Raw genomic sequence first — 19363 nt, 5'->3', positions numbered from 1 at the left:
TTACAGATCCGAATTTTTATCTGCCCAGATGGATTCCAACGATGGACCTGACCCCACGCGAAAAAGACAAGCTGCTGATTTTCACCGCCGGCCTCGTGGCCGAGCGGCGTTTGGCGCGCGGCGTGAAACTCAATTACCCGGAAGCCATGGCCTACATTTCCGCGGCGCTGCTCGAGGGTGCCCGTGACGGCCAGACCGTGGCCGAGCTGATGCACTTCGGCACCACCCTGCTCAGCCGCGAACAAGTGATGGAAGGCATTCCGGAAATGATCCCGGAGATCCAGGTCGAAGCCACCTTCCCCGACGGCACCAAACTGGTCACCGTCCACCAACCCATCGCCTAAGGCCGCGCCATGACTTATCACATCCGCGATGCGGTGCACGCCGACCTGCCGGCGATCCGCGACATCTACAACGACGCCGTGCGGAGCACCACGGCGATCTGGAACGAACAGGCCGTCGACCTCGGCAACCGTCAAGCCTGGTTCAGCGCCCGGCAAGCCCAGGGCTATCCGATCCTGGTGATCGTCGACGGCGATAACAGCGTACTCGGCTACGCTTCATTTGGTGACTGGCGACCGTTCGATGGTTTCCGCCACACCGTCGAGCACTCGGTCTATGTGCGCAGCGACCAGCGCGGCAATGGTCTCGGCCCGCAATTGATGGACGTGCTGATCGAACGCGCCAAAGGCTGTGACAAGCATGTGATGGTCGCTGCCATCGAAAGCGGCAATGCCGCTTCCATCCGCCTGCATGAACGCGTCGGTTTCGTGACCACCGGGCAAATGCCTCAGGTGGGCACCAAGTTCGGGCGCTGGCTGGACCTGACCTTCATGCAACTGACCCTCAACCCTGGCGCCGAACCGCCGCCCGCCAGCAAGGAGTAACGCCCGATGAACGCCGCCCAATTGCGCCGCGTCAATGTTGAAAGCTTTGCGCACTATCGCCAGGGTTTGATTGATCTGCTGCTCGACGCCGTGGGCTATGGCGCCAGTGTCGGTTTCATGGCCGATCTGGATGCCACTCAGGCCCGCGCCTATTTCGATGAAGTCCAGGACAACCTCAACAAGGGCAACGTGCTGCTGTGGGTGGTGGTCAAGGACGAACAGGTGCAGGCCAGCGTGCAACTGACCCTGTGCCAGAAAGCCAACGGGTTGAACCGCGCCGAAGTGCAGAAACTGCTGGTGCGTGAACACGCGCGCCGCCGAGGATTGGGCCAACAGTTGATGAGTGCCCTGGAACAGGCCGCGCTCCAGCACAAGCGCGGCATGCTGTACCTCGACACCGAAGCCGGCTCCCCCGCCGAGGACTTCTACAAGGCGCTGGGTTACAACCGCGCCGGCGAAATCCCCGACTACGCCTGCGACCCGAGCGGTCGGTACAAACCGACGGCCCTTTACTACAAAATCCTTCAGGGAGCCCATTGATGATTCCCGGTGAATTCAAGATCCAGCCCGGCGACATCGAGCTCAACGTCGGACGTCGCACCGTCAGCCTGAAAGTGGCCAACAGCGGCGACCGGCCGATCCAGGTTGGCTCGCACTACCACTTTTTCGAAACCAACGACGCCCTGACCTTCGACCGCGCCGCCAGCCGCGGCATGCGCCTGAACATCCCCGCCGGCACCGCCGTGCGCTTCGAACCGGGGCAGAGCCGCGAGGTCGAGCTGGTTGACCTGGCCGGGCATCGTCGGGTGTTCGGGTTTGCCGGCAGGATCATGGGTGACCTGGATTAACACCGCCCCTGTGGCGAGGGAGCTTGCTCCCGCTCGAGCGCGAAGCGCTCGCAATACAGCTAATGCGATTTATCTGAATAAACCGAGACGGCAGATTTTTACGACTGCTGCGCAGCCGAGCGGGAGCAAGCTCCCTCGCCACAATGGACAGCGGACTGCCGCACTTTCCAAGGCAAACATATGAAGATTTCGAGACAAGCCTACGCCGACATGTTCGGCCCCACCGTCGGTGACAAGGTCCGCCTGGCCGACACCGAGCTGTGGATAGAAGTAGAAAAAGACTTCACCACCTATGGCGAAGAAGTGAAATTCGGCGGCGGCAAAGTCATCCGCGACGGCCAGGGTCAGAGCCAGTTACTGGCCGCAGAGGTCGTCGATACCGTGATCACCAACGCACTGATCATCGACCACTGGGGCATCATCAAGGCTGACGTCGGCCTCAAGGATGGACGCATCGCCGGTATCGGCAAGGCCGGCAATCCGGATGTGCAGCCCAACGTCACCATCGCCATCGGCGCCAGCACCGAAGTGATCGCCGGCGAAGGCATGATCCTCACCGCCGGCGGCATCGACACGCACATCCACTTCATCTGCCCGCAGCAGATCGAAGAAGCCTTGATGAGCGGTGTCACCACCATGATCGGCGGTGGCACCGGACCTGCCACTGGCACCAACGCCACCACCTGCACTTCCGGGCCATGGCACCTGGCGCGGATGCTCCAGGCCGCGGACGCGTTCCCGATGAACATCGGCCTCACCGGCAAGGGCAACGCCAGCCTGCCCGAGCCACTGATCGAACAGGTCAAGGCCGGCGCCATCGGCCTCAAGCTGCATGAAGACTGGGGCACCACGCCGGCGAGCATCGACAACTGCCTCAGCGTCGCCGATCAGTACGACGTGCAGGTGGCAATCCACACCGACACCCTCAACGAGTCCGGTTTCGTCGAAACCACCCTCGCCGCGTTCAAGGGCCGCACCATCCACACCTATCACACCGAAGGCGCGGGCGGCGGTCATGCTCCGGACATCATCAAGGCTTGCGGCTTTGCCAACGTGCTGCCGAGTTCCACCAACCCGACCCGGCCCTTCACCCGCAACACCATCGACGAACACCTCGACATGCTGATGGTCTGCCACCACCTCGACCCGAGCATCGCCGAAGACGTGGCCTTCGCCGAAAGCCGCATCCGTCGCGAGACGATTGCCGCCGAAGACATCCTCCACGACCTCGGCGCATTCTCGATGATCAGCTCCGACAGCCAGGCCATGGGCCGCGTCGGGGAAGTCATCACGCGCACCTGGCAGACCGCCGACAAGATGAAAAAACAGCGCGGCCCGCTACCCGGTGATGGTGCAGGCAACGACAACTTCCGCGCCAAACGCTACATCGCCAAGTACACCATCAACCCGGCGATCACTCATGGCATCAGCCATGAAGTGGGCTCGGTGGAAGTGGGAAAATGGGCCGATCTGGTGCTGTGGCGCCCGGCGTTTTTTGGCGTGAAACCGACGCTGATTCTCAAGGGCGGCGCCATCGCGGCCAGCCTGATGGGCGACGCCAACGCCTCGATCCCGACGCCGCAACCGGTGCACTACCGCCCGATGTTCGCCAGTTACGGCGGTTCGCTGCACGCCACCAGCCTGACCTTCATCAGCCAGGCCGCGCAGGAGGCCGGGCTTCCTGAAGCCCTGGGTTTGAAGAAGAAAATCGCAGTGGTCAAAGGTTGCCGCGACGTGCAGAAAACCGACCTGATTCACAACGACTACCTGCCGGACATCGACGTCGATCCTCAGACTTACCAGGTCAAGGCCGACGGGGTGCTGCTGTGGTGCGAACCGGCCGATGTGTTGCCGATGGCGCAACGGTATTTTCTGTTCTGAACCACGGCATATTAAAAAGGCCGGCGGGCGATTGCGCACCTGTCGGCCTTCGTTTCAATCCTCGACGGTTAACGGAATTTCGACCCTTTGCAGTTTTGCCCGATCGATGGCTTGTTGAGTCAACGTTCTGGCCAACTCCTGCATGGCATTGAATTGCGTGACCTCATCGCCATCCTTGAGGCCGCTCAATACATCGTCGAACTCCTTTCGGTAGGTTTCCTCGAGGTAGCTTTTCCAGAAGGGCTGCTCAAGAATCCGCGGCGCGAGCAGTTCGCCCTCTTCCAGCGCAAGGACCCGCTTATAGGCGTTTTCGATCATCGCCTGGGTCACACCGGCTATTTTCCGGAACAACATCCCGCGAGACTGCCAGGGCAGGTCCAGACTCAGTGCCAGATCCGTCATGTAGGCCAGGTGAACCTCCACTTCATCAATGGTGCCAGTGACGACGCCACCCTCCTGGCGACGGAATTTTTCACCGGCCGCCAACCGCTCCGCCACTCGACTACGGGCAACGGCCCCGAGCTCATCGAGCCTCGACTTGCCGCGGGCCAGCGCCACCAACTCAGCCTCGACAAGATCAGTACTGATCAGTGAATACGCTTCATGGACCAGCACCTCCACGCCCATGGCGTTGAAAAACTGAACGCCGGCATCAGCGCACGTTGTAGAGACGACAGCCTCGCTGAGAATTTTCTCGCGCAATACCGTGTTTTCTTCCATTGCGCTGAGCATGCGCCAGACCTTGGCCGTGAGGTCAGCCTTGTAGCCCGCAGTAGAATTCCTGAAATCGGCCGACTCGGTGAGCTTTCTCAGTTCGTTGAAAAAAGGTTCGGAGCCGAACTCGTCTTCTACCGCATCCCAGATGGGCTGGCGGGCATTCCAGTCGTCCTGTGTCAGCCCTTCATCCCAATACGAAGAGTCCACGGTCCCCCGTGGCGGATAAGGGCGATCAGGGTCAAGGCCGACCGACTCGATATACAGTTTGAGCCGCTCCAGGTTCGCGGCGGACAGCCAACGAGGTTCACGACTCACATTTGTACGAGCGATCAGCTCGGCACTCATCGAGCCGGGGGCTACCGTCGGCAACTCACGGATAGGGTTGTAGCGCAGGTCCAGGAACAGGTTGCGTGGTCGTGGTTTTGCGAAGAGCCCGATCGGCCATCGATCAATCCCGGTGCTGTCCAGGGTCAGTATCAACAGGTCCGGCATCTGGCTGATGTCCGGCACCCTTGTGAGTAGATTGCGATCGAGCTTCAACGCTCTCAGTCGGCGCATCGTCCGTAGCCTTGCGACGCTCTCTGGCGTCAACACGATCCGGTTGTCCGTGAGCAGAAGATTGCGCAGAAACCGCATGTCGCTGATCACCTTGGGTAACGTGGTCAGCTGGTTTGAGACCAGATTCAAGCCACGCAACTGACGGAACGGTGCCAGGAAATGCTGCTGACTGGTTTGCAACTTTGCTCCGCGCAGGTTCAATTCCGTGACATGGTCAAAATTGGCGGTCAGCACGGGCATGCCGGCAAGGTGTTGATCGAGGGGCAAGCCCTCCAGCACCAGCGCCTGGGGCTGGATAATCCCTGGAGCATCGACACCCCGGGGCCCGGTCCGCTGCCAACATTTTCGAAGCGCTTTGTACACCTCGTTTCGGGAGTTCCACTCCGCGACGCCCGCCGGGCTGAAACGAAAGGCTTTCGTCGACGAATTCATCCAGCGCTGAAACGAATGATTGAACTCGTCGAACTCGTTTTCGAGCGCCTGCACGCGCTGCTCGGCGAGGCTGTCACCAAATCCGTTGAGCATCGACTCAACCTCCTCCTCGGTGAAAGCGGGATACAACGAACGGAGTCGTCCCTGAAGAGCGCGCCAGCCGGGCGGGTGCATGGCATAGCCTTGCATACCGCCGCGCAAACGCATCGTCTGCGGATCATAGGCCGGCTTGCGTACCGGATGGTCCAGCAAAACCTGCTCGAATTGTTCGCGACCGAGCGGCGAACGCTGTATCGCGCCCCTGAGTTTGTCGCCCTGAAAGATCTCGTAGCCCAATGCCTGACGTTCCGAGTCGGGCAGGGCGTACAGCAATGAGTTGTAAAAATCGTCTGCGCCATGCAGATGCTGCCCGTGTTGATCACGAGCGTTGTAGCGACCGTCTTCATCTAGGATCAACACCTTGCGAACCGCTGCATCTTCAGCACCGACGCTGGCCTGCAACTTGCCATTGAACGACAGCTCACGAATTTCAATGCGCAGGTTCGACGACCAGCCCGGCAGCGTCTGAACCGAACCCAGTTCGAGCCGACGGGTATCGACAGTGCTCAGTTGTTCCAGATAGAGACCTTCGTAGGCGCGAGCCAGACGCACCTTGTTACTCGCGGCCTGGAGCTGCTGACGCAATCCCAACGGGATCCGTTTTTTTTCTTTGAGGAAACGCAGGTCTTCAGCATCGGCATCCGCCAACAGCTGTTCGGCCATACCAACCGGCAGATCGGGATAGTCGCCTTGAAGCCTGCCCACGCGGGCATCGGTCGAGTACTCCGCACATTTATATCGCGCCTCGAAAATGTGCCGCGTGCGTTTGTCGGCCTGTATCGCCAATTGATCGCGCATCGCTTGAACACGTACTGCTTTGTCGGTGGAGATCGCTTTGCCGAGCAAGCCCTCTGTTTCAGGTTCGTCCAGAAACGCCAGCAGCCGAGTCTCAAGCTGACCGGCCTGTAGCTCGGCCAAACCCACCATCAGTGTGTCGGCAGATGTCGCACCCACGTTGCCATAGGTCATGGGCTCGCTGCCGACCGGGAACGGATCGGTGAGGGTGATGGCTTTGGATTCCGGCCATCGCGGCAGTTCAGTCATCAATTCGGGCAGGTGTCCGGCCAGTTCTTCGCTGATCACCCCGTTACGAATCTGTTCGCCGAGCCGGCCTGCCCTGGCGTAGAGATCAAAGCGCTTGAGCGTATCGATCAACAGGGGCGGCGGCAGTTCGTGCTCGACATGGAGGCGACGCAGGACCTTTTCGTCAACACCGCTGACGCTGAGAACCTGCTCCAGTGTCGTATCGCTGACGGTGCTGGCCAGTGGGTTGAGACGACGCAGAACCCGAGCTTTTTCCCATTCGATGGGGCGCTCGAGTTCGGTTCTCCAGGCGCCGGCCCCATTGTGCTCAACCTGCGGCGCATAGGCCGCGGACCGGGTCGGATGCTGCAGGCGATGGTCACCGGTTTGCAGGTCCTTCGTGACCACGTAATGCTTGTCGTCCAACTGAAGCACGTCGCTCCCGTTGTGCTGATGCAAACCCAGTTCGTCGGGGCTCGAGGTCTCGGGCAGCGTGATCCTGTGCTCGTAAGGGGCAAGGTCGGGGTTCCACAGGCGTGTGGAACCGTCGGGCATAGAAACGGGCTTGAGGTTATCTACAAATGGCGATGGCTTGATCAGCGCCGCACCGGTGGGCAATACGTGGCCTGCGCCCATCAGCGCCAGTTGGGCAAAGTTGATGATGACGCTGTTGATATGGGCAGAGGCTTCATCCTTGTCACCCTGGCTCCAGTCCTCGACCCCTTCGGCGAACTCAGCCATCAGTTGGGCGACCATCACGCCCAGCACCACCTCGCCCATGCCGGGCACCAGCATCGCCGCGAAATTCAAGATGTTCCAGCCGATATCCAGATAGCTGATCAGCCTGTTCCAGCGGGTTTTGGCATCTTCGTCCCCCGTGGGCACCGCAATGAGCCGTGCATCGGCAATCGCCTTGTCGCGCTTCTCGCGATACAGATACTCCCAAAGGTTATCCGCGATCGGCACGGTGATCGGATCGGCGTTGGGGTTTTCGACCGGGGTCTCCCGCCACCATGGGCCCATGTTGAGCGGTTCACGTTGATGCCAGGTGATTTCCTTCAGCCGCTCGTTGACCCGTTTGAAAAACTTCGGTTTATCCTTTTGAGCAACAAACCGGCTGAAGAACTGCTGATACTGTGTATCTTGCAGCTGAGTGACCAGCTCTTTCATGAACGCTGTCAGTGACGGATATTCTTTCAAAGGATGTATGGGGTCGTCAGGCACGTAAGCAATCAATGGGCCTGTCAAACGACTCTGGTCGTAGAAATCCGACCGGCGTGTATATTCTTCCGTCAATGCACCAGGACCGTTGGCAAAAACATCGGAGATCGACTTGTATTTTTCATAAACACTGTCATTGAGACCTGGTATTCGCTTGGACCAGTCGTATAAAAAATGTGTGTCTTCCGGAATAAGACTCAGCAGGCTTTGCTCTATGTCGCTTTTTTTCGCAATCGCACTAAAAAGCACAACACCGGACAACTTGAAGCCCATCATTCTCAATCGATGAACTTGCAAATTTTTGTCATGATATTTTCCATCGAGTTTGCCGCTCACTAGATCCTTGATGACCCGCAAGCCATTGAGCCCGACATCCGACGTCATGAGCGCAGTCTTTGCAGCAACTTTCAATGCCGATTTCTCGACGGCAACCGATTGATCCCTCAACCTCTTCCGCTCCTCGGAATCGGCAGGCGTCAGCAGCGATTGAATGTGTTTCTGGTACTGCGCACCGATATCCAGCGTCCGGCAGAGGGCAGCAAATTGCTCGGTGGTAATGGCATGCAGCTTCGGCGCCCCCGTGTCGTCAAGCGTATAGACGCCCGACCCGTTGCGAAAAAATCCTTCCCCGGTCTCGGGCTCTTCGAAGTTATGCAACGCGGCATCCAGCAATGAAGCATGCCTGGAGCGAGTAGCACCACGGTCGATGCCGAATATGATTTTGTCGGGCACGTAAAGTTTGAGGATTGTTGTTTCAACGTCCAGATCAAGGTTGAATTTCTTTTTGATAGCATTCGTCAACAGCGGCTTGGCAAACGCCTGGATATTCTGCTGGAGGGACTTCAATGTCGAATCTACGTCAGCCTGCAAACGCCAATGCAACTGCAAAAGCTCTTTCAGATCCTGTCGCTTTACAGAGGACAGTAATCGATAACTTTCCGGAACGGCCACGTTCTCTTTCAAGGACTTCAACCTGTGGTCCGGCGCATTTTTTATCGCGTCAGGGATGAGCGATTTGATCTTTTCATAATGCACGCCTTTATTTTCACTTAAAGACCGGCCTAAATCCGGAGTTGATATTGCAATAGACATGTCCATGACTACCTGACCTTAATAATTAGACCTTTAGATTACTGATCAGGATTAAAAACAAAAAATCAAATACTTGCTCATAACAGGACAAAAAACACAACAACCACCCAACTATTGAAGAGACAAAAACAATTATATACCGCACGTACTTGCGCACTTCATGCGTGCCTCCTTACCGACGGTGTTCAACACGCCTGTCAAAAGGTACAAAGATGCACCACACTTGCGGGTTATCAATACCCAGCAAGGTGTCCGTTCATGCGCTTATCTGAATTCATCGTGCGCCATGTGGATCGTATCGTTGATGAATGGGAAAAATTCGCCAAAGACATCAGCGCCGAGCAGTCACTGGACCGCGCAACGTTGCGCGATCATGCGAAGTCGATCCTGCTGGCCTCGGCATCTGATATGTGCAAGGCGCAAAGCGCCAGCGAGCAAATGGCCAAGGCCAAGGGAGAATGCCTGGAAAAAACGCCAAGCCTGAATACTGCCGCCGCCAGCCATGGTGAACTGCGCCACACCGTCGGTTTCGATCTGGTGCAGATGACGTCCGAGTTCCGTCACTTGCGCGCCTGCGTGATTCGCCTGTGGGTCGACGCCCTTGAGTCGCCGGATCTCCAGTACTTTCAGGACATGATCCGCTTCAACGAGGCCATCGACGAAGCCCTGGCCGAGTCGACGGCGGCCTATGCCGAGCAGGTCAACCGCTCGCGGGACATTTTCCTCGCCATCCTCGGCCATGACCTGCGCGCACCGCTGCAAGCGGTGAGCATGTCCACCGAAATGCTGCTGCGCAAAGCGCCCCTCGAAGGCGATGCATTGACGTGCGCGAACAATATCAAGCGCGGCGCGCGAAATATGGCGGTGATGGTCAGCGATTTGTTGGAGTTGGTGCGCAGTCGCCTGGGCAAGAGCCTGCCCATCGAGCCCGCGCCCATGGACATGGCTGACGCGATGCACGCCGCGATCGCCGAAGCCCGCGCGGGTAACCCGGAGTGCGATCCGAGGGTGAACGTAACAGGAAACACCCGCGGTGTCTGGGATGCCGGGCGGCTGGCCCAGCTGTTGCAGAACCTGATCGGCAATGCGTTGCAGCATGGTTCGAACAAACGGGATGTTACAGTCACCCTCAGCGGCGAACCCGATGCGGTTCGCCTCACGGTGCATAACTACGGCATACCGATTCCCGAGGACGCGATTGGCACGATCTTCGATCCGCTGGTGCGCACCGCCGACGAGGAACTCGGCGCCCCCTCCACCAGCCTTGGCCTGGGATTGTTTATCGTCAAGGAGGTGGTGAATGCCCACGGCGGGACCATCGAGGTCAGCTCGAACGAAACCGACGGGACGCTGTTTACGGTGGTGTTGCCCAGAAACATCCTGGGTTGTTGAAGGGAAAAGGCTTTTGTGGCGAGGGAGCTTGCTCCCGCTGGGCTGCGAAGCGGCCCCACTTATCCCTGAAAAGAAGGGGACTGCTACGCAGTCCAGCGGGAGCAAGCTCCCTCGCCACAGGTTCAGTGCTCAACGCTATTCAACCACCAACCGCCCCAACCGCTGCTTGAGCATCCGATTCTCCGCCCGCAGTTGCTGGACCTCTTCCAACAGGTCCAGCGCCAGCGCGACGCCTTCCCACTCCAGTTCCAGATCGCGCCGCAGCTTGGCGGCGCGCTTGGCCAGCGCCAACTCATAATCGTTGAAACGCCAATCCTTGGGCTGCTTGCCCTGAGGTTCGAGGATGCCGTGCTCGACGATTTCGATCACGTAGACGTCCGACAGGTCGGTCGCCTCACAGAATTCTGCCATGTCCAGTTGAACGATCAGGGGGTTGCTCATGATGGGCTACTCCGTCTCTTGGATCAGAAGTTTTCTCTCGGGTCGAACGCGGCTTTTTTAGCCAGCTCCTGCCACAACGCCTTGACCTCATCGCTTGAGGCTTTCGGCATGACTGCCTTGAGCTGCACGAACAGATAACCGCGTTGCCCGGCCTTGTTCAGCAAACCGTGGCCCTTGGCGCGCATGCGCTGGCCGTTCTGGCTGCCGGCCGGCACCTTGAGGTTGATCTTGCCTGTCAGTGTAGGCACAGCCACTTCGGTACCCAACGCCAATTCCCATGGCGCCAGCGGCAAGGTGATGATCAGGTTCTCCCCTTCGACATCGAATTTCGGGTGCGGCGCAAACCGGATGGTCAGGTACAGGTCGCCATTGGCCCCGCCACCGATGCCCGGTGCGCCCTGGCCCTTGAGGCGGATGCGCTCGCCGTCGGTGACGCCGGCCGGGATCTTCACGTTCAGGCTTTTGCTGGTGTTACTGACGTGCTGGCCGGCCGCGTTGTACTGCGGCACCTGGAAGGTGACCTTTTTCGATTCGTTCGAGAGGGTTTCTTCCAGAAAAATCCCAAGTTCCATTTCCACGTCTTGCCCTCGACGTCCGGCACTGCGACGCGACTCTCCACCACCAAAACCAGGGCCACGGTTACCGAAGATCGAACTGAAGAAGTCCGAGAAGTCGCCCGAGTCCTGACCGCCACCGAAACCACCCGCACCACGCCCCTGCCAACCCGGCGGGCCCTGGAATGGTTGGCCGTGCTGGCCGTATTTGCGCAAGTCGTCGTATTCGGCGCGCTTGTCGGCGCTTTTTAGCGCTTCATAGGCTTCCGACGCGTCCTTGAACTTGGACTCGGCGTCCTTTTCCTTGCTGACATCGGGGTGGTATTTGCGCGCCAGCTTGCGATAAGCCGCCTTGATCGTCTTATCGTCCGCGGTCGGTTCCACACCGAGAATCTTGTAATAGTCTTTGAAGTCCATCGTGGGAATCACCATCCATTATCAAAATCGCGCCACCTGCCACAGCATGCTCTTTTTTGCCGCACGAGGTTTGACCGATCTCAAGTGTTGACCGGGCAGCGCATCAGAAGTTTATCGGCAGCAGAAGGCGGTTCTTGCGACCGTCCGATGGCTGCCAGGCTCAATGCAGACAAGTTTGGGGCATCCCGCCAGCTTATCAAGGCGCTATTGCCCGAGATTTAGCGGATAGTCGGCCTTCGAATCTGCGCCGCACTGACATACACTGCGCGGCCGTTTTTTAACCGGAACCTGAAAGACATGAAAAACGCATCTCCAGCCCGTGCCTGTGGTATCGACTTCGGCACGTCCAACTCCACCGTCGGCTGGCTGCGCCCCGGCATGGAAACGCTGATCGCGCTGGAGGACGACAAGATCACCCTGCCGTCGGTGGTGTTCTTCAACATGGAAGAACGCCGCCCGGTGTACGGCCGGCTGGCGCTGCACGAGTACCTGGAAGGTTACGAAGGCCGGTTGATGCGCTCGCTCAAGAGCCTGCTGGGCTCCAAGCTGATCAAGCACGACACCAGCGTGCTCGGCACGGCGATGCCGTTCAAGGACCTGCTCGGTTTGTTTATCGGTCAGCTGAAGAAGCGCGCCGAAACAGCCGCCGGTCGCGAGTTCGACGAAGTGGTGCTGGGGCGCCCGGTATTCTTCGTCGATGACGACGAAATGGCCGACCAGGAAGCGGAAAACACCTTGGTGGACGTGGCCCGCGCCATCGGCTTCAAGGATGTGTCGTTCCAGTACGAGCCGATTGCGGCGGCGTTCGACTATGAGTCGACCATCGAAAAGGAAGAGTTGGTACTGATCGTCGACATCGGCGGTGGTACGTCGGACTTCTCGCTGGTGCGCCTGTCGCCCGAGCGCCGCAACCACGACAACCGTCACGATGACATCCTCGCCACCGGCGGCGTGCATATCGGCGGGACCGATTTCGACAAGCAACTGAGCCTGCAAGGCCTGATGCCGCTGTTCGGCTATGGCAGCCGGATGAAGAGCGGCGCGTACATGCCGACCAGTCACCACATGAACCTGGCGACCTGGCACACGATCAACTCGGTGTACTCGCAGAAGTCGACCCTGGCCCTGGGCAGCATGCGTTACGACATCGAAGACACCGGCGGCATCGACCGTCTGTTCAAGCTGATCGAGCAACGCGCCGGGCACTGGTTGGCGATGGAAGTGGAAGAAACCAAGATCCAGCTGACCCACGCCGACAGCCGCCATGTGCCGCTGGACCGCATCGAACCGGGCCTGAGCGTCGAGCTGAGCCGGGCGCTGTTCGAATCGGCCATCGACAACCTGCTGGAACGCGTGCGCAACAGCGTGACCCAGTTGCTCAACGACGCCAACGTGCGGGTCGATCAGGTGGATACGGTATTCTTCACCGGCGGTTCGAGCGGGATTCCGGCGTTGCGCAACAGTGTGTCGGCGATGTTGCCGAAGGCGCGGCATGTGGAAGGGAACATCTTTGGCAGTATCGGCAGCGGCCTGGCGATCGAAGCGGCCAAGCGTTACGGCCCGATGGACTGACCTGACACCTTGTGGCGAGGGAGCTTGCTCCCGCTGGGCCGCGAAGCGGCCCCGCTTATCCCTGAAAAGCAGGGGACTGCTACGCCCGAGCGCGGACCGGTCCGCGGGAGCAAGCGCCCTCGCCACAGGTCGAACAACATCCGATCAAACCATCCCCACCTGCTTCAACTCACTCTTCAGATACGCGTAATAAATCGGCCCCGCCACCACCCCAGGCAGGCCGAACGCGGCCTCGAACACCAGCATTGCCAGTAGCAACTCCCACGACTTGGCACTGATCTGCCCGCCGACAATGCGCGCGTTGAGGAAGTATTCGAGCTTGTGGATAACAATCAGATAACCCAACGCCGCCACCGCGACCCAGATCGACAGCGACAAACCGACGATGGTGATCAGCGTGTTCGACATCAGGTTGCCGATCACCGGTAGCAGGCCGAGCAGGAAGGTCAGCACGATCAGGGTCTTGGTCAGCGGCAGCTTGATGCCGAACATCGGCAGGACCACCGCAAGGAAAATCCCGGTGAAGAAGGTGTTGAGCAGGGAAATCTTGATCTGGGCGAACACGATATTGCGGAAGGCCTGCACCAGCAGGTGCAAACGATCGAACAGTGCGGCGGCCAGCGGCTTGCGCTTGGTCACGTCCGGCACACGTTGCAGGGCAATGATCGCCCCCAGCACCATGCCGATCAGCAGCGTCACGAACATGTGCGCCGCGTCTTTGCCGACGAGCTGCAAGTCGCTGAGGTGTTTGCTCATCCACTCGCCGATGGCCACGCGGAACTCGGCAGCACTGGCAGGCAGGTAGGCGTCGATGAACGGCGGCAATTGCCCGCGCGCACGGTCGACCACGCCCATGAATTTATCGAGGGAAGCCCCGGGGTTTTCCGCCTCGTGCAGCAGAAAGCTGATGGCGCCGGCAAAGATCAGCGCCAGCACACTTACCACCAGCGTCCCCAGCAACGCCACCGCCAGCCAGCGTGCACGCCGCCCTTCGATCAGCCGCTGCAATTGCGGGGTGAGCATGTTGACCAGTTCGAACACCAGCAAACCGGCGAGCAGGCTCGGCAGCAAGCGCAGCGGGATCACCAGCAGCAAACCACCAAAGATGATGACCCAACTGATCAGCAGCAAAACTTGGCGTTGAGAAAACGTTGGCATACAGCCTCAAAACAAACGGCGTAAAAGGATTGGCAGTCTGCCAGCGTTCGGGTGCCAGCACTAGGGATTGTGTGGGGCGACCTTGGTCGGGGGCTCGGAGGTTTTTTGTAGTGACCTTGCCGGCCTCATCGCTAGCAGGCTAGCTCCCACAGGGGAATGCATTCCAAGTGTGGGAGCTAGCCTGCTAGCGATGAGCTCCCCACAGCCCCCCAGTCCAGTGCTTATTTTTTCTTCAGGCAATCGCTCATGAACGCCTTGCGCTCATCACCCTTGAGAGCTTTGGTCGCCGCATCGGCATTACAGGTTTTCATCTTCTCCTGCTGAGGAGTCAGGGCTTTCGCGTCATTAGCAGCTGGCGCCGCTTTAAGGCACGTACTCATGAAGGCTTTGCGCTCATCACCCTTGAGACTTTTTGCGGTAGCGTCGGCGTTGCAGGTGGTCATCTTGTTCTGTTGGGCCGTGGCAGCGAAGCCCTGGGAACAGAGCAACAAACCGATCATCAACAAAGGGACACGCAACATCTTCATGGAGTTTTCTCCTTGTTGCCGCACCGAGGGGCACGACCTCGTTCTGGAGTGTAGACAAAGCCTGTTACACCTTCCTGCTTCCTGGGCAGGAGCAGGGAGCAATGCCTTGCCCCCCTACTGGATTTATTCCGCCTCCTCGGGCAAAAACTCCTTGAACGCGTCGAGGTACTCATCGTAAGCCGCCATTCGCTGCTCGATGACGGAAACAGGCAAGTGCTCGAACGACACAGGAACCTCGCCTGGGACACTGTAGGTAGAGCCCAGCGCTTTCATGGAGGTGAACTGGGCGTACGCGCCTTTCTGATGGAGCTTGTTTATCTTTATTTGCCGGAGGGTGTTTTCTTTCGACACCTGCGGCAGTGTCGCCTGCCCCGGCGGGGTATCGTGGATGAACTCGTAATCAGCGACGGCAGGTCCCGGTTCCAGTGTTTCTACGGCCGGCAACTCAAACGTAAAGTAGCCCTTGTCGGCCGTATGTGCCGCGGGGAATTCGGGCCAGGAGTCCGCGACAACCAGCTCGGCGGGATTGCTCAAATCATTGCCGATGACCACATACTGATGATCAAAATCCGTAGCCCGGACGATATGGACCCGGGAAGTTCTTGGCTGGCTGGCAAGAATCGAAAAGGTCACTTTCGAGTTTTCCGAACAGTTTCCGCCCTTGATTTCGATGGCTTTGCGGGCGTGTTCGGCGACAGTCAATTTGGCCGTGAAGCCACCCTCGTGTAGATCCAGCTGCCGCAGGCCCTTGATTTTCGCGATAGCCGAACCACCGCGCTGCCAGATGCTCGGCAGCTGATTACCCGACAGTGGAATCAATTCCTTGGAGCGGTAAATCGCGCGTTGAGCCAGTTGCAGATCGGCCATCACCTGGGGGGAAACTTCGACCGGTTCCGGGGACGACATTCCTTCATCGGAAAACGCGTTGCGCAGTTCAACCAGCGCCTCGACAGGCTGCACAGGGTTTTCTCTGACGGCGCGTTGCAGGGATTGGTACTCATCGATCCGTCCGGTCTGCTCCAGATTCCGTGCGTTGGCACCCAGGTTTCGCTCGGCGTCCGTGAGCGGCACCAGACGGTCATCGGTAAACAGCCGCTCGACCAGCGAGTTGTACTGCTCGGGCAGCATCAGTTTTTGCAGGTCTGGCAACGCCTCGATACTGTTCACGACTTTCTGATTGGCTTCCCAGCTGTCGGCGTTTGCTTCGCCCAGCGCTTTCCAAAGGGATTCAAAGTAGCTATCCGGGCAAGTTTCATGCATCAACTTCAAGCCCCGTAGATAGTTGTACTTTTCATACTCGGGAACAGACGGGTGGAATGCCGCCTCGACAGGTTCCGGCCAGTCATTGGCGATGTTCCTCAATTGCGTCACTTCACCCACCGTATCCGGATTACCGCCACGCAGACGCATTACTGTCGGGTCATAGGTCGCGGGTTGAAGCACCGGCAGATCGGCCAGGACCTTCGTCAACCGGTAGGGTTTCAGCGCGTTGTCACGCAGCGCCTCTTTCAATTTCAGCCCTTCGCCGATGTGAATGTTCAGCCCGTTACGCTCGGCATCCGGAAGCGCCTGCAGGATCGAGGTGTAGAAGTCGCTGGCTGAATGAAGTGCGTTGCCTTCATCGTCGTAGGGCTGATAAGTACCGCTTTCGCTTTCGACTACCGTACGGTGAATCGTGGCGTCAGCTCTGCCGATACGATCGAGTCGACGACCACCATAGCTGTACTCCTGAAGCTCGATGCTTACATCAGAATTCCAGCCGGGCAGGTTCTCCAGGGAATGTATCGCCAGCCTGACGGTGTCCGTGTTCTCGATCGACTCCAGATAAAAACCTTCGTAGGCACGGCTGACCCGTATCTCCTGAAGTGCCCAACGGCCCTGGTTCAAAAGTCGCTCCGGAACTCTGCCGAACCTGATCTCTTTCAGCTCCGCGGGCGTGGCGATGGCCACCAGTTCCTGTGCGACACCACCCGGCAAGTGCTTCAACTGCCCCTGAATCACTTGCGCTTCGGCAGTCGTCGCCCGCTCGATGCTGCGATAACGAGTATTGAACAGTGACGATTTTCGCTCGCTGGCCCGTCGTGCGAGCGCGCTTCTCAGGTATTTGGCGTTCACCTCGGGCACGCTGGGGGGAACGCCTAACTCATCGTTCATCAACGTTTTGATTTCAGCGTCATCCAGATGCGACAGCAGTGTTTTAAGCAGATCGCCATCGATCAATCGCCTGAGGGACACTCGCACCGGTGTCGAACTCGTGCGGCCTATGACCTTCAGCACCTGGCCATCCCCCCCCGCCAGTTCTATCGCCTCGCCCGGCCACACGCCATCCAGCAACTCGAACTGAAAGACGGGATCGGCCTTCAGGTAATCCTGCGCGCGGGAGCTGCCGATGTTTTCGATGAACGTGCGAATTTCGCGATCGACCCTGAACCGGGCAACCGTATCCTTGAGCAAGGGAATGACGGATTCATTGTTGGCATACATGCGCCGAATCGCCCCGGCATCGGCACGGCTAACCGTGCGAATGTCAGCGTAAACGTCCTCCAGCCCCTCGGCCGACCAGCCGAGCCGCTTCATCAGCGTCTGGTCATCCCAGGTACGAGGCTGCTCGCCTTCCATCACGAAAATGCCATCGCCATTACTCTCGACCCGCGGCTGGTAGGCGTCGGAGCGCGAAGGGTGCCGAATCCGGTGTTTACCGGTTTGCGGGTCTTTCCCGAGCTCGAAATGATCGGTATCGATGCGCAGAAAATGTTTGCCCTGATGCGGGTACAAACCGGAAGCGTCGGGTTTTGAATCAGCCTTGAAGCCCGGATTCTGTTGTCGATAGGGGTCCAGATTCTGCGTCCATAACCGTTGCTCGCCATTGGGTAGCGTAACGAGGCTGGAGCCTTCGATCAGCGCTGACAACCTTGGAAGCAATACTTCCTTGCCAATCGCGACACCCGTCCCGAACAGTCCCAGTTGAATCAGGCTTTCAACGAAACCGATCAGATGCTCCGCCGATTCCTCATACAAGCCCTCGGCGAGATCGACGACGCCCTCCACGACCTCAGTGGCAAGTTGATAAATCATGTAACCCATCATCAACTCGCCGACCCCGGGCACAAAAAGCGCTGCCACCGTCAGCGCGACATTCAGGATGTCGGCGAGTATTTTCCCGAGGTTGTCGATCCATTCCCAACGTTCGGAAAGGTCTGCATCCTCAGTGGAGATAGCCAGCCTGCGACCATCGCTGAGTATCTTGTTCAACTGCTCCTGGAAGAGATAAACCCACACGTCGCCGTTGAAGCGATGTTCGACATCCTCGTCAAACAGCACGACGTTGAAGTGCAGGCGCGGGTTGTCCGCAGGCGTTTCGCGCCAGGCGGGGAGGTTCGCGCCCCACTCTTCTCCGTGATAGGTCACCAGCGACAATTTCGCGTTCAGCGCGGCAAAGAAATGACCGCGCTCACCGTGCCCCACAAAACGGCTGAAGAACTGCTGATAACTCATTGCGGAAGGGGAAGAGGCCGGATCGTTGTCACGCAGTTGTCGGGTCAGTTCCAGAGCGAACGCCTTTGGTGAAACGTACTCTTTCAGGGGATGTTCCGGATCATGGGGCACGTACGCGATGACGCGCCGTGTCTCGGCATTGGAGGCGTCCAGGTCGGGGGCGATGAGCACGATGCCGGTCAGGCGGGTATCCAGGATCGTCAAGTGATAAAAGCGTACCTGGAGCCCGTCAAGCTTCATGTTTTTACTGCCGTCGAGCATGCCTCTCACCGTCAGATACCCGGCTTCGGTAATGTCTTTTTTCATCAGCGCGACGTGGACAGCGGTTTTCAGAGTATTTTTCTGGCTGCTGACGATTTTGCGCTCCAGCGTTACTTGAGCCACGCCGTCCCTGGGCCGTAAGTATTTCCTCAGATGCTGGTTGTATCGGGCACCAATATCCAGTTTTCGGCACAACGCCTTGAATTGATCAATCGTGATTTCATTGTTGAACCCTTTAATTTCGAAATGACCTTTTGCGTCGGGCTTGCTAATGAATGCCGAGTCAGCCAAGAGTTCTTCATGCCTGGAAAAATTATGTATGGCCGCCTCTAACAAAGAGACCGTCCTGGAATGAACTGCGCCTCCCACGTTAAGTTTTCCAGTTGGAAATTTGATCAGATAATAAATTCTCAGATGGGTTTCACGAACATCTTCATCCCTTCCGAATTGTTCTTTTAATGCCTTGCGCAACAACGGCTCAGCAAAGGAGTGTATGTCCTGCAACCCGTCGAACAGCTTGTCCACGGCGTTTTGCGCGTGCCACCACGTCTCTGCTGCGAGTTTCAGAGCAGCGTGCTCGTGGGGCACGGCGCTCTTGACCCATTCAGGGATAACTTTAGGACTGTTCTTTAAGTCACGGACCCGCGGCAAGGAAGTTTGACTCAGCCAGTCTGGAATAGCGCTTTTTATAAACTCATGATGAATTCCCCGGTCTTGCTCGATAACACTTGAATTAACGCCAATTCGCACTAAGCCACTCATTTACCAACCCCTGCATATTTATAAAG

General features: G+C 58.3%; 13 protein-coding genes. 7 read left to right on the top strand and 6 right to left on the bottom strand.

Annotated elements, in window-relative coordinates; translation table 11 throughout:
- The first annotated feature begins 41 nt into the window (after positions 1-41).
- The 5 genes from ureA (at position 42) to ureC (ending at position 3616) form a co-directional block, all read left to right on the top strand.
- Positions 42-344, top strand: coding sequence for an urease subunit gamma (gene ureA / locus KJF94_RS29565; RefSeq protein WP_007907366.1), 303 nt, complete (start codon positions 42-44; stop codon positions 342-344).
- 9 nt (positions 345-353) lie between these two features.
- The gene (locus KJF94_RS29560; protein WP_214380448.1) at positions 354-887 is read left to right on the top strand and encodes a GNAT family N-acetyltransferase; all 534 of its coding nucleotides are present in this window, start codon (positions 354-356) and stop codon (positions 885-887) included.
- Between the two features lie 6 nt (positions 888-893).
- The gene (locus tag KJF94_RS29555; protein WP_214380447.1) at positions 894-1427 is read left to right on the top strand and encodes a GNAT family N-acetyltransferase; all 534 of its coding nucleotides are present in this window, start codon (positions 894-896) and stop codon (positions 1425-1427) included.
- Positions 1427-1735 carry an urease subunit beta gene (locus KJF94_RS29550; protein WP_214380446.1) on the top strand — a complete coding sequence of 103 codons (309 nt, stop codon included), beginning with the start codon at positions 1427-1429 and terminating at the stop codon, positions 1733-1735. Before KJF94_RS29555 ends, KJF94_RS29550 begins: the two co-directional genes overlap by 1 nt.
- A gap of 180 nt (positions 1736-1915) precedes the next feature.
- Entirely contained in the window at positions 1916-3616 is a 1701-nt protein-coding gene (gene ureC, locus KJF94_RS29545) for an urease subunit alpha (protein WP_214380445.1), read from the top strand.
- Between the two features lie 54 nt (positions 3617-3670).
- Here ureC and KJF94_RS29540 read toward each other — a convergent pair whose 3' ends face one another.
- Positions 3671-8764 (bottom strand): NEL-type E3 ubiquitin ligase domain-containing protein, encoded by a 5094-nt coding sequence (locus KJF94_RS29540; protein WP_250548203.1) that lies wholly within the window; start codon positions 8762-8764, stop codon positions 3671-3673.
- 252 nt (positions 8765-9016) lie between these two features.
- Between KJF94_RS29540 and KJF94_RS29535 the strand changes: the two genes are divergently transcribed.
- Positions 9017-10150: a sensor histidine kinase gene (locus KJF94_RS29535; RefSeq protein ID WP_214380444.1), complete on the top strand. Its 1134-nt coding sequence runs from the start codon at positions 9017-9019 to the stop codon at positions 10148-10150.
- A 135-nt stretch (positions 10151-10285) separates the two neighbouring features.
- On the opposite strand, the gene KJF94_RS29530 is transcribed toward KJF94_RS29535, so the two are convergent.
- Together KJF94_RS29530 and KJF94_RS29525 are read right to left on the bottom strand one after the other, a co-directional pair.
- Positions 10286-10591 (bottom strand): chaperone modulator CbpM, encoded by a 306-nt coding sequence (locus KJF94_RS29530; protein ID WP_109627747.1) that lies wholly within the window; start codon positions 10589-10591, stop codon positions 10286-10288.
- A gap of 23 nt (positions 10592-10614) precedes the next feature.
- Complete coding sequence (locus KJF94_RS29525; protein ID WP_214380443.1) at positions 10615-11562, bottom strand: DnaJ C-terminal domain-containing protein; 948 nt, start codon at positions 11560-11562, stop codon at positions 10615-10617.
- Positions 11563-11859: 297 nt separating this feature from the next.
- Between KJF94_RS29525 and KJF94_RS29520 the strand changes: the two genes are divergently transcribed.
- Positions 11860-13134 carry an Hsp70 family protein gene (locus KJF94_RS29520; protein WP_214380442.1) on the top strand — a complete coding sequence of 425 codons (1275 nt, stop codon included), beginning with the start codon at positions 11860-11862 and terminating at the stop codon, positions 13132-13134.
- A 144-nt stretch (positions 13135-13278) separates the two neighbouring features.
- On the opposite strand, the gene KJF94_RS29515 is transcribed toward KJF94_RS29520, so the two are convergent.
- The 3 genes from KJF94_RS29515 to KJF94_RS29505 form a co-directional block, all read right to left on the bottom strand.
- Positions 13279-14292, bottom strand: coding sequence for an AI-2E family transporter (locus tag KJF94_RS29515; RefSeq protein WP_017336301.1), 1014 nt, complete (start codon positions 14290-14292; stop codon positions 13279-13281).
- Between the two features lie 221 nt (positions 14293-14513).
- Positions 14514-14819: a PsiF family protein gene (locus tag KJF94_RS29510; RefSeq protein ID WP_084319263.1), complete on the bottom strand. Its 306-nt coding sequence runs from the start codon at positions 14817-14819 to the stop codon at positions 14514-14516.
- 123 nt (positions 14820-14942) lie between these two features.
- Positions 14943-19337 carry a dermonecrotic toxin domain-containing protein gene (locus tag KJF94_RS29505; RefSeq protein ID WP_214380441.1) on the bottom strand — a complete coding sequence of 1465 codons (4395 nt, stop codon included), beginning with the start codon at positions 19335-19337 and terminating at the stop codon, positions 14943-14945.
- Positions 19338-19363: the final 26 nt, after the last annotated feature.

The organism is Pseudomonas hormoni (genome assembly GCF_018502625.1).
In the GTDB taxonomy this organism is placed as follows: Bacteria; Pseudomonadota; Gammaproteobacteria; order Pseudomonadales; family Pseudomonadaceae; genus Aquipseudomonas; species Aquipseudomonas hormoni.
Note: the sequence above shows the minus strand (reverse complement) of the source record. Positions and strands in the feature narration are given on the sequence as shown.

Excerpts from the sequence above, each read along its gene's own strand:
- KJF94_RS29550 (WP_214380446.1), top strand. The coding sequence starts at position 1,427 with ATGATTCCCGGTGAATTCAAGATCCAGCCCGGCGACATCGAGCTCAAC.
- ureC (WP_214380445.1), top strand. The coding sequence starts at position 1,916 with ATGAAGATTTCGAGACAAGCCTACGCCGACATGTTCGGCCCCACCGTC.
- KJF94_RS29555 (WP_214380447.1), top strand. The coding sequence starts at position 894 with ATGAACGCCGCCCAATTGCGCCGCGTCAATGTTGAAAGCTTTGCGCAC.
- KJF94_RS29505 (WP_214380441.1), bottom strand. The coding sequence starts at position 19,337 with ATGAGTGGCTTAGTGCGAATTGGCGTTAATTCAAGTGTTATCGAGCAA.
- KJF94_RS29525 (WP_214380443.1), bottom strand. The coding sequence starts at position 11,562 with ATGGACTTCAAAGACTATTACAAGATTCTCGGTGTGGAACCGACCGCG.
- ureA (WP_007907366.1), top strand. The coding sequence starts at position 42 with ATGGACCTGACCCCACGCGAAAAAGACAAGCTGCTGATTTTCACCGCC.
- KJF94_RS29560 (WP_214380448.1), top strand. The coding sequence starts at position 354 with ATGACTTATCACATCCGCGATGCGGTGCACGCCGACCTGCCGGCGATC.
- KJF94_RS29540 (WP_250548203.1), bottom strand. The coding sequence starts at position 8,764 with ATGGACATGTCTATTGCAATATCAACTCCGGATTTAGGCCGGTCTTTA.
- KJF94_RS29530 (WP_109627747.1), bottom strand. The coding sequence starts at position 10,591 with ATGAGCAACCCCCTGATCGTTCAACTGGACATGGCAGAATTCTGTGAG.
- KJF94_RS29535 (WP_214380444.1), top strand. The coding sequence starts at position 9,017 with ATGCGCTTATCTGAATTCATCGTGCGCCATGTGGATCGTATCGTTGAT.
- KJF94_RS29515 (WP_017336301.1), bottom strand. The coding sequence starts at position 14,292 with ATGCCAACGTTTTCTCAACGCCAAGTTTTGCTGCTGATCAGTTGGGTC.
- KJF94_RS29520 (WP_214380442.1), top strand. The coding sequence starts at position 11,860 with ATGAAAAACGCATCTCCAGCCCGTGCCTGTGGTATCGACTTCGGCACG.
- KJF94_RS29510 (WP_084319263.1), bottom strand. The coding sequence starts at position 14,819 with ATGAAGATGTTGCGTGTCCCTTTGTTGATGATCGGTTTGTTGCTCTGT.